The organism is Actinosynnema sp. NPDC037264 (assembly GCF_055603705.1).
In genome coordinates this window covers 133,790-146,830 of record NZ_JBVJVK010000013.1, presented here as the reverse complement: position 1 = coordinate 146,830, position 13,041 = coordinate 133,790, and the positions used below count along the sequence as shown (strand labels likewise).

Sequence of the window (13,041 nt, the reverse complement as noted above, 5' to 3'; positions counted from 1 at the left end):
CTTCATGTCGACGTGCTCGGTGCGGTCGCGTCCTGCTGGTTCGGACCGCGGAAGGGTTCGGTCGTGGCGGCGGGCAGACCGAACACCTGTTCCCTGACGACCGACAGCGCGGAGTGCAGTGCGCCGGAGCGCACCGGTTTCCCGGTCACCAGGGCGAGCTTGACGGGGGTGCGTGGCACCACCAGGCGGCGCAGCTCGGCGGCGACGAGGTCGGCGAGCGTCGTGCCGCCCGCCTGCGCGATCTCGCCGGAGAGCAGCACCAGTTCGGGGTCGAGCACGGCGATCACGTTCGCCACGCCGGTCGCGACGCGGCGGGCCAGGTCGACCAGGAACTCCCGGCCGGCCGGTCCCTCGCTCAACGCCTTCTCCACGGCGGCCTGACCGGTGCGCGCGGACACGCCGTGCGCGCGGGCCAGGCGGGCGATGCCGGGGCTGTCGAGCAGGTCGCCGTAACGGCTGCCGGTGCGCTCGGTGCCCGTGTCGGCGTGCGCGTGGTCCGGTACCCGCATCGCGTCGATCTCGCCCGCGCCGCCGGTCGCGCCGCGCAGCAGCACGCCGTTGACGACGACGGCCGCGCCCACCGCGTCCGCGGGCCAGAGCAGGACGAAGTTCCGCACGCCGACCGCGCGGCCGGCGATCATCTCCTCCAGCGCGACGAGGTTGACGTCGTTCTCGACCGTGACGGAGGTGTCGAGGAGGGCTTCGAGCTCCTCGGGGATGTTCTTGTTCCCCCAGCCCGGCATGTGCGGCGCGTAGTTGAGGCGACCGGTGGCCGGGTCGACCGCGCCGGGGCTGCCCACGACCACGTGGTGCAGGGCGTCGGTGGTGAGGCCCGCCTGGGTCGCGGCCTTCGTGACCGCGCTGTGGAACGCCTCCAGCACGTCGGTCTTCGGCATGGGCGCGCGGTGCTCGGTGAGCGTGGCGCCGGAGATGTCGGCGATGGCGATGTCGACCGAGTCCGGGGTGAGGTCGACGGCGGCGACGTGGGCCAGCGCGCCGTTGACCGTCCAGAGCTGCGCCCGCGGGCCGCGTCCGCCGCCGCGCAGGCCGTTGCGCAGGACCGTGCCCTCGTCTTCGAGGCGGGTGAGCAGCTGCGCGGTGGCCGGCTTGGACAGGCCGATGATCCCTTCCAGCTCCGCCCTGGTCAGCGGGCCGTTGCGGAGCAGCGCCTCGATGGCGGCGCGGTCGTTGATCTCGCGCAGCAGCCTCGGGCTCCCGGCTCGCATCGGGTCTCCTGTCCGTGACGGTCCTGTCTGGTAACTTTCCAGACGATTTCGTGGAGACGCTAGTGACGGGGCTCACGGGGGTCAATGTTCCGAGACGGGTCCGTTACCTGGGTTAGGTAGGCCTAAGGCACCCTGGAGTCATGACCGACACGCGTCAGGAGTCGCTGGCCGCACTGCTCGGCGGGCGGGGCGGGGCGCTGGACGCCTCGCTGCCGCCGCTGGCGTTCGTCGTGGGGTGGCTGCTGGGCGGGAGCTCGATCGCCGTCGGCGCCCTGGCGGCGGTCGCGTGCGGCGTGGTCGTCGGCTTGGTCCGGGTCGTCCGGGGCGGTCGCCCGCGCGCGCTGCTGGTCTCCGTGGCGCTGGTGGTCCTGGCCGCCTACGTCGCCCTGCAAACGGGCCGGGCCGAGGACTTCTTCCTCGTGCAGATCTTCCTCAACGCGGCGTCGGCCCTGGTCTGGTCGGCGTCGATCGTCCTGCGCTGGCCGCTCCTCGGCGTGGTGGTCGGCCTGATCACGGGCCAGAAGTTCCGCTGGCGGCAGGACCCCGACCTGCTCCGCGCGTACCGCTACGCGTCCTGGCCGTGGGTGGGCCAGTACATCCTCCGCGTGCTCGTGTTCGGCGCCCTGTGGCTGGCCGGCGAGGTGGTCCTGCTGGGCATCATGCGCGCCGCCCTGACCTGGCCGCTGCAGGTGGCGTGCATCGCCGTGAGCTGGTGGGTCCTGCGCCGAACCCTCCCCGCCGACCACCCGGGCCTGCGCCACCCCCGCACCCCGTCCCCCTGACCGGGTCAGGCGGGGCGGGGGGCGGAGTCGCCCAGGACCTTCACGGCGGCCAGCCAGGCCGCGCCGGCGGCGCCCTCGGTGGCGGCGGTGACGGGCGCCGAGGTGCGGGTGGTCAGTTCGAGCTTGAGGCGCGACCCCAGCGGCTGGGCGTGGACCAGGCTGCCCATCAGGACGATCGGCGAGCGGTCGTCGGCGGGGCGGGCGGCCTCGGCCAGGTCGGCCAGGGTCCGCACGGCGGCGGTGATGATCCGGTCGGCGGACGGGGCCGTGGCGTGCGCCGTCACGAGGGGCGCGTAGGTCGCCAGGGCGATCGGCGCGGCGTTGTTCGCCACCGTGATCAACCGCCGCCACTGGTCACGTCGCGGCACGTCGGGGACGTCGGCACGGGCCAGCACGGCGGTGGTCAGGTCGTCCGGCTCGTCCCGCTCCAACGCCACCAGGGTCGCCCGCACCGCCTCACGCCCCAGCCAGAACGCCGAACCCTCGTCACCCAGCAGCCACCCGTACCCGCCGGCCGTCGACACCAGCTCGTGGTGCTCGATCCGGGCCGCGATCGACCCCGTCCCCGCCACCAGCACGGTCCCGTCGGGCGACGCCGACCCCGTCGCGAACGCCGCCTCGCAGTCCGTGATCACCCGCATCGGGCACCGCAGCCCGGCGCCCGCCCACGCCGCCTCGAACAGCGCCGCCACCGCCGGATCGCTGAGCAGCTTGCTCGACCCGGCCATGCCGAGCACGCCCGACTCGACCTTCGCCGGGTCCAACCCCTCCAACGCCGCCGTCAACGCCTGCCGGACGTGCGTGGCGGCCGTCTCCGGCGGATGGGAGTTGGGGTTCGCGCCGCCGGCCATCCCGGCGCCCAACCGGGTGCCGTCCAGGTCGAGCACCAACGCCCGAGTGCTCGTGCCGCCCGCGTCCAGACCTACTACGAAACCCATTCGCCCGAGTATGCCCAGCACGAACGAGGTCCGGCACACCCAACCGGGTTGTGCCGGACCTGGCTCTGCGTAGCAGGCCGAACGGGCGTCAGCGGACCGCGAGCACCTGCGCGCGGTGGCCGGACGCGTTGTGGTGGTGCAGCAACAGCAGTCCCCCGGCCGACTCGCCCCGCCGCACCCGCAGCACCGCGCCCGGCTCCGCCACGAACGACACCCCGCCCTCGACGCCGAGCCCCGGCCGCAGCGGGTCGAACGCCATCGGCGTGTCGATCCGGTCCACGAGCAGGTCCGCGTTGCCCGGCGCCGGGTAGTGCCCGGACGTCACGACCGTGTAGGTCAACGGTGCGCTGCCGGCCGCCGGGTCGATGCCCAACGCGGTCAACGCCACCGGCAGCACCACCACGTCGCTGTCCATGAGGTTGGTGTCCACGTCGCCGTACTGGCCGTTGAGCGGCTGCTCGTCGACCACCGCGCCGTCCGCCTCGCGCACGGTCCGCGCCAGCCACACGTCCGCCGTCACGACCTCGGCGACGCTCGGCTTCACCGCGCTCACGGTGTAGTCGTGCGCGCCGTCGCCGTTGGTGTCGATCCGGATCCCCGGGCTGGTGGCGATGCCGAGCGTGACCCAGTTCCGCCAGGTCACGACCCCGAACGCGAGCATCCCGGCACCGACGCCCGCCCCGACGTACCGCAGGTCACCGCCCCGGGCCGACCCGTTGACCGCGCACCCGGCCTGCACCCCGTCCGCGCAGTCGGGCAGCTCGGGGCTGGAGCCGTGCAGCGCGAACGCGCTCACCAACGACCGGTAGGCCTCGTCGCCCTCGCCCTGGTCCAGCGCACGTCCGCCCAGCTCCACCGCGCCGTCACCGCGGTCGACCGCCGCCACGTCCGCGACCGGTTTCGGCGCGGCGTACACCGGCACCCGGAGCGTGCGGTCGCCGGACCGCACGAGCAGCCGACCGGACGCCTCCGCCAGGAACTGCCGCGCCACGTCCGCGTGCACCTTCTCGATCGTCGGGTCGGCCGCCTTCCGCAGCTCCCCGGGCGTGACGGTCAGCGTCACGTCGACCGACGCGGTCCCGCCCGGCGGCACGACGAGCACCGGCGGCCAGACCTCGAACGCCGCGCCGGGCACGGTGGTCGCGGGCTGGTAGGTCACCCGGGCCGTGCGCACCGACGCCGACTTGTTCACCACCTCCACCGTCTTGCCCACCGACAGCGGCTCCGCCGCCTCGACCGGCCCGAACGACACGCCGACGGTGCCGGGGTCGTCCGCGACCATGGCCAGCAGGTCGACGCCGACCGCGTCCAGCGCGTCCACCCGGCCCGCGCCGACCCGCATCGGCGCCTCGGGCGTGCCGGTGGTGTGGTCGTCGCCGTCGGTCACGTCGCCGGTCGCGGTGTTCATGATCGCGGCCTTGACCTCCTCGACCGTCCACTCCGGACGCGCCTCGCGCACCAGTGCGGCGATGCCGGCCACGTGCGGCGCGGCCATGGACGTGCCGCCCATGCTCACCGCCTCGGCCCCCGTGCCTGCCGACGCGGACACGATCGTGTCACCGGGCGCGGCCACGTCCGGCTTGGCCGCCGCGGCCCCGCGCGACCCGCGCGAGGACGACGGCGTGATCGTGTCCGCCAGGGTCGGCGTCATCGTCGGCACGGCGTTGCGCAGCGAGCCGAGCATCCGCACCCGGAGCGTCCCGTCGTCCAACGCGGGCCGCACGGCGTCGGTCGCCGCACGCGTGAACTGGAACGCCGGGATGCCCGCGTTGCCCGCGATGGCGGCCTTGAAGTGCTCGCTGGTGGCGGGCAGCAGCACGCCCCGCGCGCCCGCCGCCTCGGCGTTGTCGGTCCGCGCGGCCGAGCCGCACTCGCGCGTCGCGTCGTCCTCGTCCCACTCCAGCCACACGAACCTGCCGGTCAGGTCCTCGGCGATCGACGCGCAGCCGTCGAGGTTCTCCGGGTCGGACACCGGCACGACGGGCAGCGTCACGTCCAGCGCGGCGTACCCGGCGTAGCTCTTGCTGTACTGCCCCGCCTGGCTCGCGCCGCCCACCTCGACCCCGTCGAGCAGCGCGAACGCGTCCCGCGTGTTGGCCACCGCCAACGCCTCGGGCGTGTTCGCGGGCGAGCCGCCGACGTCGTAGAAGTCGCCGCCGTTGCCGGCCGCCGCGACCACCACCACGCCGTGCTCCACGACCTTGCGCACGAACAGGCTGTCCGGGTCGTCCTGGCCCGCGAAGTCGCCGCCCAGCGACAGGTTGACCACGTCGAGGCGGTCGCCGAAGTCGCCGTCGCCGTTCGGGTCGAGCGACCAGTCGAGGGCCTGCCCGACCAGCTCGGTCGCGCCCGTGCAGCCGAACACCTTCAACGCGTACAGCGAGGCCTTCGGCGCGGTCCCGGGTCCGATCCGCATGCCTGCCACCGCCTCGGGCGTCAACGCCGAGTAGTCGCCGGTGAACGGCGTGCCGTCGGCGTTCTCGCCGTACCCGGCGGCGGTGCCCGCGACGTGCGTGCCGTGGCCCTGGCAGTCCACGGGGTTCGGGTCGGGCGCCGGCACCGCCTGCTCCGGCTTGGCCGAGTCGTAGGCGTCGCCCGCGAAGTCGTGGCCCCCGACGACCTTGGCGGTCGGCGTCCACGGCCCGGTGGGGTCGACGGCCTCGTGGGCGGCGGTGGTGCCGGGGCCGCCGAAGTCGGCGTGCGTGTAGTCGACGCCGGTGTCGATGACGCCGATGCGCAGGCCCTCGCCGTACCGGCCGGTGTCCCGCCACACCCGCGCGGCGCGCGTCAGCTCGACCGCGCCCGCGTTGCGGACCGACTTCGGCACGGTCAGCCGCACGGACTCGACCTCGGGCAACGCGGTCAGCCCGCGCAGGCTCGCGGCGTCGGCGGCGACCACCACGCCCGGCACCGCGTTGTGCGTCTTGGCGATCTCCCGGGTGGTGGCGTCCTGGCCCCGCAGCGCGGTCAGCACCCGGTCGGCCTGCGCGTCGGCGTGCTGCCGGGCGGCTCGTGCGGCCGCCGCGGGGTCGGGCCCGCCGCGCGCCTTCTCGTCGCCGTACGCCCTGGTGGCCGGGGTCGTGGTCAGCTCGACGAACGCGGTGACCGGCCCGGTGGCGCGGGCGAGCGCCGTGCCGACCCGCTCGGACGACCCGCCGCTCGCGTGGTCGGCGCGGTTCGGCGGCAGCGGTCTGGCCGCGGGGTCGGCTCCCGAGGCGCTGCCGACGAGGAGCGTGCCGAGCAGTGCGGCGGTGGCGGTGGACGCCCACACCGCGCGGTGGAGTTTCATCGCGACCCTTCGTAACCGGGATTCATCGGACCACTAACTGGACGTCCTCTAGACGGAGCTGTCGGAGAGCGCTATACATCCGATCTGTCGACCGGCTTTTCGAGGAGGACCTGCCGTGCAGTTGCTGCGCCTGGGACCGCTGGGCTCCGAACGACCCGCCGTCCGTGCCGACGACGGCGTCACGTACGACCTGACCCCGGTGACCGACGACGTGACCGGCGCCTTCCTGGCCGACGACGGCATCGCCCGCGCGCGGGCCGCGCTCGCCGCCGGCGAACTCCACCCGATCGTGGCGGACGGCGTGCGGATCGGGTCGCCGGTCGCGGGCGTCGGCAAGATCGTCTGCATCGGCCTCAACTACCGCGACCACGCGGAGGAGACCGGCGCCCAGCTCCCGACCGAGCCGGTGGTGTTCCTCAAGACACCGGACACGATCGTCGGCCCGAACGACGAGGTGCTGGTGCCGCGCCGGTCGACGAAGACGGACTGGGAGGTCGAGCTGGCCGTGGTCATCGGCCGCGAGGCCCGGTACCTGGAGTCCGCCGAAGAGGCCTTGACCTGCGTCGCCGGGTACGCGGTGTCCCACGACGTCAGCGAGCGCGAGTTCCAGCTCGAGCGCGGCGGGCAGTGGGACAAGGGCAAGAACTGCGAGACGTTCAACCCGCTCGGCCCCTTCCTCGTGCCCGCGGCCGAGGTCGGCGACCCGCAGGCGCTCGGCATGCGGCTGTGGGTCAACGGCGTGCCGCGGCAGGACTCGTCCACCAAGAACATGATCTTCCCGGTGGCCGAGCTGGTCCGCTACCTGAGCTGGTTCCTCGTCCTCCGACCAGGTGACGTCATCAACACCGGCACGCCGGCGGGCGTGGCGCTCGGCCAACCTGAGCCCAAGCCGTACCTGCGGGCGGGCGACGTGGTGGAGCTGGAGATCGACGGGCTGGGCAGGCAGCGGCAGACGCTCGGGCAGGCGTGAGGTGACCACGGGGGCGGACCGGGTCGTCGCGCTGGACGTGCTGGACATCCGGTTCCCGACCTCGCGGGAGCTGGACGGGTCGGACGCGATGAACCCCGACCCGGACTACTCCGCCGCCTACGTCGTGCTGCGCACGTCGGGCGGCCCGGAGGGCTACGGGCTGGCGTTCACCATCGGCCGCGGCAACGACGTGCAGGCCGCCGCGATCCGGTCGTTGGCGCACCACGTGGTCGGCCGGCCCGTGCCGGAGACCGCCGCCGACCTGGCCGCGCTGTCCGCGGAGCTGGTCGGCGACTCGCAGCTGCGGTGGCTCGGCCCGGAGAAGGGCGTCGCGCACATGGCGCTCGGCGCGGTGGTCAACGCCGCGTGGGACCTGGCGGCGCGGCGCGCGGGCCTGCCGCTGTGGCGGTTCCTGTCGGGCATGACGCCGGAGGAGATCGTCGGCCTGGTCGACTTCCGCTACCTGTCCGACGCGCTCACGCCCGACGAGGCGCTGGACATCCTGCGGCGCGCGGAGCCCGGACGTGCCGAACGGGCGGAAGCGCTGGTCCGGGACGGCTACCCGGCCTACACGACGTCACCGGGCTGGCTCGGGTACGCCGACGACAAGCTGGCGGGCCTGGCGCGGCAGGCGTTGGCCGACGGCTTCGACATGATCAAGCTGAAGGTCGGCGGCAGCCTGGACGACGACGTGCGGCGGATGAAGCTGGCCCGCGAGGTCGTCGGCCCGGACGTGCGCATCGCCGTGGACGCCAACCAGCGGTGGGACGTCGGCACCGCCATCGCGTGGATGCGCGAGCTGGCGCCGTTCGACCCGTACTGGATCGAGGAGCCCACCTCGCCGGACGACGTGCTGGCGCACGGCGCGATCGCGAGGGCGTTGAGCCCGATCAGGGTCGCCACCGGCGAGCACGTGCAGAACCGGGTGGTGTTCAAGCAGCTGCTCCAGGCCGACGCGATCGCCGTGCTGCAGCTCGACGCGTGCCGGGTGGGCGGCGTGAACGAGAACGTCGCGATCCTGCTGCTGGCGGCGAAGTTCGGCGTGCCGGTGTGCCCGCACGCGGGCGGCGTCGGCCTGTGCGAGCTGGTCAGGCACCTGGCGATGGTCGACTTCGTGGCGGTCTCCGGCACCGCCGACGGCCGCGTCCTGGAGTGGGTCGACCACCTGCACGAGCACTTCACCGATCCCGCCGTGGTGCGCGACGGCCGGTACGTCGCGCCCGCCGAGCCCGGCTTCTCGGCCCGGCTGCGGGAGCGGACCCTGACCGACTACCGGTACCCGGACGGTCCGGTGTGGACCGAGTTGCAGGAGGAGCGGTGAGCGAGTTCGCAGGGCTGGTGGCGGTGGTGACCGGCGGCGCGTCGGGCATCGGCCTGGCCACCGCGCGGTTGCTGGCCGACCGGGGCGCGACCGCGGTGGCGCTGGACCTCGTCCCGGAGGTCGACCCGCCGTTGCACGGGATCAGGGTGGACGTCACCGACGACGCGTCGGTGCGCGCCGCGATCGACGAGGTGGTCGAGCGGTTCGGCCGGCTCGACGTGGTGGTGAACAACGCGGGCGTCGGCGCGCAGGGCGACGTGACGGCGAACCCGGACGACGAGTGGCACCGGGTGCTGGACGTGAACGTGGTCGGCATGGCCCGGGTCGCCCGCGCCGCGCTGCCGCACCTGCGGAAGTCGCCGTCCGCGGCGATCGTGAACACCGGCTCCATCGCGGCCTGGGCCGGTCTGCCGCAGCGCGCGCTGTACTCGGCGAGCAAGGGCGCGGTACACGCGTTGACGCTGGCCATGGCCGCGGACTACGTGCGCGAGGGCATCCGCGTGAACGCGGTGGCCCCCGGCACGGCGGACACCCCGTGGGTGGGCCGCCTGCTCGACTCGGCGCCGGACCCGGCCGCCGAGCGGGCCGCGCTGGAGGCCAGGCAGCCGCACGGGCGGCTGGTCTCGGCGGACGAGGTCGCGGGCGCCATCGCCTACCTGGCCGGTCCGCTCTCCGGTTCCACCGCCGGCACCGTCCTCGCGGTCGACGGCGGCATGCACGGTCTGCGGTTGCGCCCGAAACCCTGAACGGACTGAGGGGACCATGAAGCGTCTCGGCATCCAGGGCGCGAAGGCGATCGTGATGGCGCCGCAGGACACCGTTGCGGTCACGTCCGCTTTGGACCGTTCGGCCAAGGCGACGTGCCTCGGGTCCTCCGGCGGCGCCGGCATGTCCTCCTGTCGCAACACTCGCAGCGTCGGCGCCGGGAACACGCCACCTGTGGTGGTGACCCGCTTCGCCACGGGGAAGGTGCAGGAGTGATCCCCCTGTCGCGGTTGGGGTTCGGCGGCGGTCCGATCGGCAACCTGTACGCGGAAGTGTCCGATGTGGACGCGTTCGGCGCGTTGGAGGCCGCCTGGGACGCCGGTGTCCGGTACTTCGACACCGCGCCGCACTACGGGCTGGGCTTGTCGGAGCGGCGGATCGGCGCGTTCCTGGCGGGCCGGCCGCGGGAGTCGTTCGTCGTCTCCACGAAGGTGGGCCGGGTGTTGGAGCCGGGGTTCGGCGACGGCGACGACATGGCGAACGGGTTCGCCGTGCCCGCGACGGCGTGGCGGCGGTGGGACTTCAGCGCGGACGGCGTGCGGCGGTCGTTGGAGTCCTCTTTGGACCGGCTGGGGCTGGACCGGGTGGACGTGGTGTACGTGCACGACCCGGACTCGCACGGGGAGCAGGCGGTGTCGGAGGCCGTGCCCGCGTTGCTGGCGCTGCGGTCGGAGGGCGTCGTCGGGGCCGTCGGCGTCGGGATGAACCAGTGGGAGATGCCCGCGCGGTTCGTCCGGGAGACCGACCTGGACGTGGTGCTGCTGGCCGGGCGGTACACCGTGCTGGAGCAGGGCGGGGCGGAGTTGCTGGACCTGTGCGCCTCGCGTGGCGTGTCGGTGGTGGCGGCGGGGGTGTTCAACTCCGGGCTGCTGGCCCGGCCCGACGTCGGCTCGACCTACGACTACCGGGCCGCGCCGGAGTCGTTGGTGGAGCGCGCCCGGCGGATCGCCGCCGTCTGCGCGCGGCACGGCGTGACGTTGCCGCAGGCGGCGGTGTCGTTCCCGTTCCGGCACCCGGCGGTGGTGTCGGTGCTGCTGGGCGTGCGGACGGCGGCGGAGATGCGGGCCGCCGTCTTCCCGTCGCCGGTGCCCGACGCGGTGTGGGACGACCTGCGCGCCGAGGGCCTGCTGGCGCACTGATCCTCTCCGGCACGGTGGCCCGGGTGTGCGTTGTGGCGCGTAAGAGCAAACCCTGGTCAGCGCCAGGTTGGTGGTTGGAGCGTGCCGACCGTCCCGCGCGTGCGCGGGTACGGACACCGCACGTCGACGTCCACCGCTGCTTCTACGTGCGCGTCCTCGCGGGCGCCGGCGTGCCCCGAACCGGGCGAGGTGTTCTGCGACGTCGACGCCGCGTGGATCGACGCCATCGACCCCGCCCGCCACCGCGTGGCCTTCCGCCGACCGACCACGATCGCCCGGGGCGGCTCCACCTGCCCGTTCCACTTCAACCGCACCTGACCCGCGTGTCCTGCGTTCGCGTCGCCTGTGTCCTCCGTTTGGAACGGCCGAGTTGACCGCCCGGAACACGGTCGGCGGGCGTCACGCCAGGTCGGACAGCCACTGCTCAACGCCCGCCACGTGCACCGTCGACCACGAACGGGCCAGTTCGGGCTGGTGCGCGGCCAGGGCGTCGACGATGGCGCGGTGCTCGGCGACGGTCCGGTCCACCGCGCCGCCCTGCGTGATGCCGCGCCAGATGCGCACGCGGACGGTCGGGCCGGCGAGGGTGTCCAGCAGCTGGGCCAGGTAGGCGTTGCCCGAGCCCTGCGCGACGGCGCGGTGGAACTCCAGGTCGTGCTCGACCAGCTCCTCCACCGACCGCGCGGACTCGGCGGCGTCGCACAACGCCCGCAGCGCGGCGACCTCGTCCGGCCCGACCCGCTGCGCCGCCATCGCCGCGGCGGCCGGTTCGAGGATGCGGCGCACCTGCAGGACCTCCAGCACGGAGTCCTCGCCGCGGTGCAGGTCGAGCACGAACGACAACGCGCCGAGCAGGTCGTCGGCACGCAGGCTGGACACGTACGTGCCGTCACCCTGCCGCACGTCCAGCACCCTGACCAGCGACAACGCCTTGACCGCCTCACGCAGGGAGTTCCGCGACAGCCCGAGCCGCTCGGCGAGGTCCGCCTCGCGCGGCAGTCGGTCGCCCGGCCTCAGCTCGCCCGAGACGATCATCTCCTTGACGCGCAGGATGGCGTCGTCGGTCACTGCCACGGCGGCCCTCGACTCGTCAGCTAGACCTCGGATGTCTGGCGCCAAGTATGGGCCACGCCGAAGCGCCGCGCGGCCAACCCGCCGCGCGGCGAAACATTCACCCATCTCTACTCTATTCGGTTATCTTATAACCACACGTGACGGCGTCCGCCACTTCCGGCCATAATGGTCTGGACCATTTGAGGAGGGACCTTGGACACGGTTGTCGCAGCTCCGCGAGCACTGCTCGGTCGGACCATCACCGGTCCCGTCAGCCTGAGGTTCAGGGCAGGCCGGATCGTCGAGGTCGTCGCGGGTTCACCACCCGACGGCGCCGAGGTGCTGACCGACGGCCTGCTCACCCCGGGCCTGGTGGACGTGCAGGTCAACGGGGCGGTCGGGGTCGACTTCGCCGAGGTGGACCCCGAAGGCATGTCGGAGGTGGCGAGAGCGCTCCCGCGAACGGGGGTGACCCGTTTCCTGCCGACCCTGATCACCGCGCCGGTGCCGGTAGCCATCCGCCAGGCGCACGCCGTGCTGGCGGCGTCGGCCACCCTGCCGCCGCACGCGGGCGCCAAGCCGCTCGGCGTGCACCTGGAAGGGCCGTTCCTGTCGCCGAAACGCGCGGGCGTGCACGACCCGGCGCTGATGGTGCCGCCGGGCCCGGCCGAGATCGACCTGCTGCTGGGCGACGCGGTGCTGCGGCACGCGCTGCGCATGGTGACGCTCGCCCCGGAGCAGCCGGGCGGCCTGGAGGCCGTGCGCAGGCTGGCGGCGGCGGGCGTGCTGGTCGCGGTCGGGCACAGCGACGCGACGGGCGAGCAGACCAGGGCCGCCGCCGAGGCGGGCGCCCGCATGGTCACGCACCTGTTCAACGCCCAGCGCCCGCTCGGCCACCGCGAACCGGGCGTGCCGGGCGTGGCGCTGGTGGACGACCGGTTCACGTTGGGGCTGATCGCGGACCTGGCGCACGTCGGCCCGGACGTCTGCCGGCTGGTCTTCAACGCCGCCGGGCACCGGGTCGCGCTGGTCACGGACGCCGTGGCCGCCGCCGGCATGCCGCCCGGCCGCTACCAGCTCGGCGGCGCGGACGTGCTGCTGACGGAGGACGGCGTGCCGCGTTCGCCGGAGGGCACGATCGCGGGCAGCGCGCTGACCCTGGACCTGGCCGTGCGCAACATCGTGTCGGTGGGGGTGGACCCGGCGGACGCGCTGGCGTCGGCGACCGTCGTCCCGGCCGACGCGATCGGCGAGCCGACGCTGGGCCGGCTCGAGGTCGGCGCCGTGGCGGACCTGGTGTGGTGGGACGACGACCTCCGGCCGCGCAAGGTGTGGGTGGACGGCGAGGTGGTGTTCGACCGCGCGACGGCGTACGAGAACGCGACCGTCGGCGTGGCCGCCGCCGGGCAGTAGCCGCACGAGCGGAGAGGGGGGGGGGGGGGGGGGCCCGCGGCCCCCCCCCCCCCCCTGGGGCGGGCGTCGGGGGGGGTGGGGGGGCGCGAGGTGGGCGGCGGGAACAGTTGCGTGGAGTTTGCTACCGTGGGACAGTGGACGACGA

12 protein-coding genes are annotated in these 13,041 nt (G+C 74.1%); 8 read left to right on the top strand and 4 right to left on the bottom strand.

The features are described from left to right. Positions 1–2: 2 nt before the first annotated feature. Positions 3–1,226, bottom strand: a complete 1,224-nt coding sequence (locus tag ACZ7GX_RS17560) for an ROK family transcriptional regulator (protein WP_498777798.1) — start codon at positions 1,224–1,226, stop codon at positions 3–5. Positions 1,227–1,366: 140 nt separating this feature from the next. Between ACZ7GX_RS17560 and ACZ7GX_RS17555 the strand changes: the two genes are divergently transcribed. After that, on the top strand, positions 1,367–2,008 hold the full coding sequence (locus ACZ7GX_RS17555; protein ID WP_498777796.1) for a DUF3159 domain-containing protein: 642 nt from the start codon (positions 1,367–1,369) through the stop codon (positions 2,006–2,008). A gap of 5 nt (positions 2,009–2,013) precedes the next feature. Here the strand turns inward: ACZ7GX_RS17555 and ACZ7GX_RS17550 are convergent, their stop codons facing one another. Further along, entirely contained in the window at positions 2,014–2,946 is a 933-nt protein-coding gene (locus ACZ7GX_RS17550) for an N-acetylglucosamine kinase (RefSeq protein WP_498777794.1), read from the bottom strand. Positions 2,947–3,034: 88 nt separating this feature from the next. Further along, positions 3,035–6,235: a S8 family serine peptidase gene (locus tag ACZ7GX_RS17545; RefSeq protein ID WP_498777792.1), complete on the bottom strand. Its 3,201-nt coding sequence runs from the start codon at positions 6,233–6,235 to the stop codon at positions 3,035–3,037. 115 nt (positions 6,236–6,350) lie between these two features. Between ACZ7GX_RS17545 and ACZ7GX_RS17540 the strand changes: the two genes are divergently transcribed. The 6 genes from ACZ7GX_RS17540 to ACZ7GX_RS17515 all read left to right on the top strand — a co-directional run bounded on the left by ACZ7GX_RS17540 (position 6,351) and on the right by ACZ7GX_RS17515 (position 10,748). Continuing rightward, positions 6,351–7,205, top strand: a complete 855-nt coding sequence (locus ACZ7GX_RS17540) for a fumarylacetoacetate hydrolase family protein (protein WP_498777788.1) — start codon at positions 6,351–6,353, stop codon at positions 7,203–7,205. Between the two features lies 1 nt (position 7,206). Beyond that, positions 7,207–8,526 carry an enolase C-terminal domain-like protein gene (locus ACZ7GX_RS17535; protein WP_498777786.1) on the top strand — a complete coding sequence of 440 codons (1,320 nt, stop codon included), beginning with the start codon at positions 7,207–7,209 and terminating at the stop codon, positions 8,524–8,526. Further along, entirely contained in the window at positions 8,523–9,272 is a 750-nt protein-coding gene (locus ACZ7GX_RS17530) for an SDR family NAD(P)-dependent oxidoreductase (protein ID WP_498777784.1), read from the top strand. Before ACZ7GX_RS17535 ends, ACZ7GX_RS17530 begins: the two co-directional genes overlap by 4 nt. Before the next feature lie 16 nt (positions 9,273–9,288). Further along, positions 9,289–9,507, top strand: coding sequence for a hypothetical protein (locus ACZ7GX_RS17525; protein ID WP_498777782.1), 219 nt, complete (start codon positions 9,289–9,291; stop codon positions 9,505–9,507). Beyond that, positions 9,504–10,430 carry an aldo/keto reductase gene (locus ACZ7GX_RS17520; RefSeq protein ID WP_498777780.1) on the top strand — a complete coding sequence of 309 codons (927 nt, stop codon included), beginning with the start codon at positions 9,504–9,506 and terminating at the stop codon, positions 10,428–10,430. Before ACZ7GX_RS17525 ends, ACZ7GX_RS17520 begins: the two co-directional genes overlap by 4 nt. A gap of 99 nt (positions 10,431–10,529) precedes the next feature. Further along, positions 10,530–10,748 carry an L-2-amino-thiazoline-4-carboxylic acid hydrolase gene (locus tag ACZ7GX_RS17515; protein WP_498777778.1) on the top strand — a complete coding sequence of 73 codons (219 nt, stop codon included), beginning with the start codon at positions 10,530–10,532 and terminating at the stop codon, positions 10,746–10,748. 81 nt (positions 10,749–10,829) lie between these two features. On the opposite strand, the gene ACZ7GX_RS17510 is transcribed toward ACZ7GX_RS17515, so the two are convergent. Next, positions 10,830–11,504 carry a FadR/GntR family transcriptional regulator gene (locus ACZ7GX_RS17510; RefSeq protein WP_498777776.1) on the bottom strand — a complete coding sequence of 225 codons (675 nt, stop codon included), beginning with the start codon at positions 11,502–11,504 and terminating at the stop codon, positions 10,830–10,832. 192 nt (positions 11,505–11,696) lie between these two features. Between ACZ7GX_RS17510 and nagA the strand changes: the two genes are divergently transcribed. Further along, positions 11,697–12,896 carry an N-acetylglucosamine-6-phosphate deacetylase gene (gene nagA, locus ACZ7GX_RS17505; protein ID WP_498777774.1) on the top strand — a complete coding sequence of 400 codons (1,200 nt, stop codon included), beginning with the start codon at positions 11,697–11,699 and terminating at the stop codon, positions 12,894–12,896. Positions 12,897–13,041 lie beyond the last annotated feature (145 nt).

Coding starts and splice junctions, on each gene's coding strand:
- ACZ7GX_RS17560 (WP_498777798.1), bottom strand. CDS start 1,226: ATGCGAGCCGGGAGCCCGAGGCTGCTGCGCGAGATCAACGACCGCGCC.
- ACZ7GX_RS17555 (WP_498777796.1), top strand. CDS start 1,367: ATGACCGACACGCGTCAGGAGTCGCTGGCCGCACTGCTCGGCGGGCGG.
- ACZ7GX_RS17550 (WP_498777794.1), bottom strand. CDS start 2,946: ATGGGTTTCGTAGTAGGTCTGGACGCGGGCGGCACGAGCACTCGGGCG.
- ACZ7GX_RS17545 (WP_498777792.1), bottom strand. CDS start 6,235: ATGAAACTCCACCGCGCGGTGTGGGCGTCCACCGCCACCGCCGCACTG.
- ACZ7GX_RS17525 (WP_498777782.1), top strand. CDS start 9,289: ATGAAGCGTCTCGGCATCCAGGGCGCGAAGGCGATCGTGATGGCGCCG.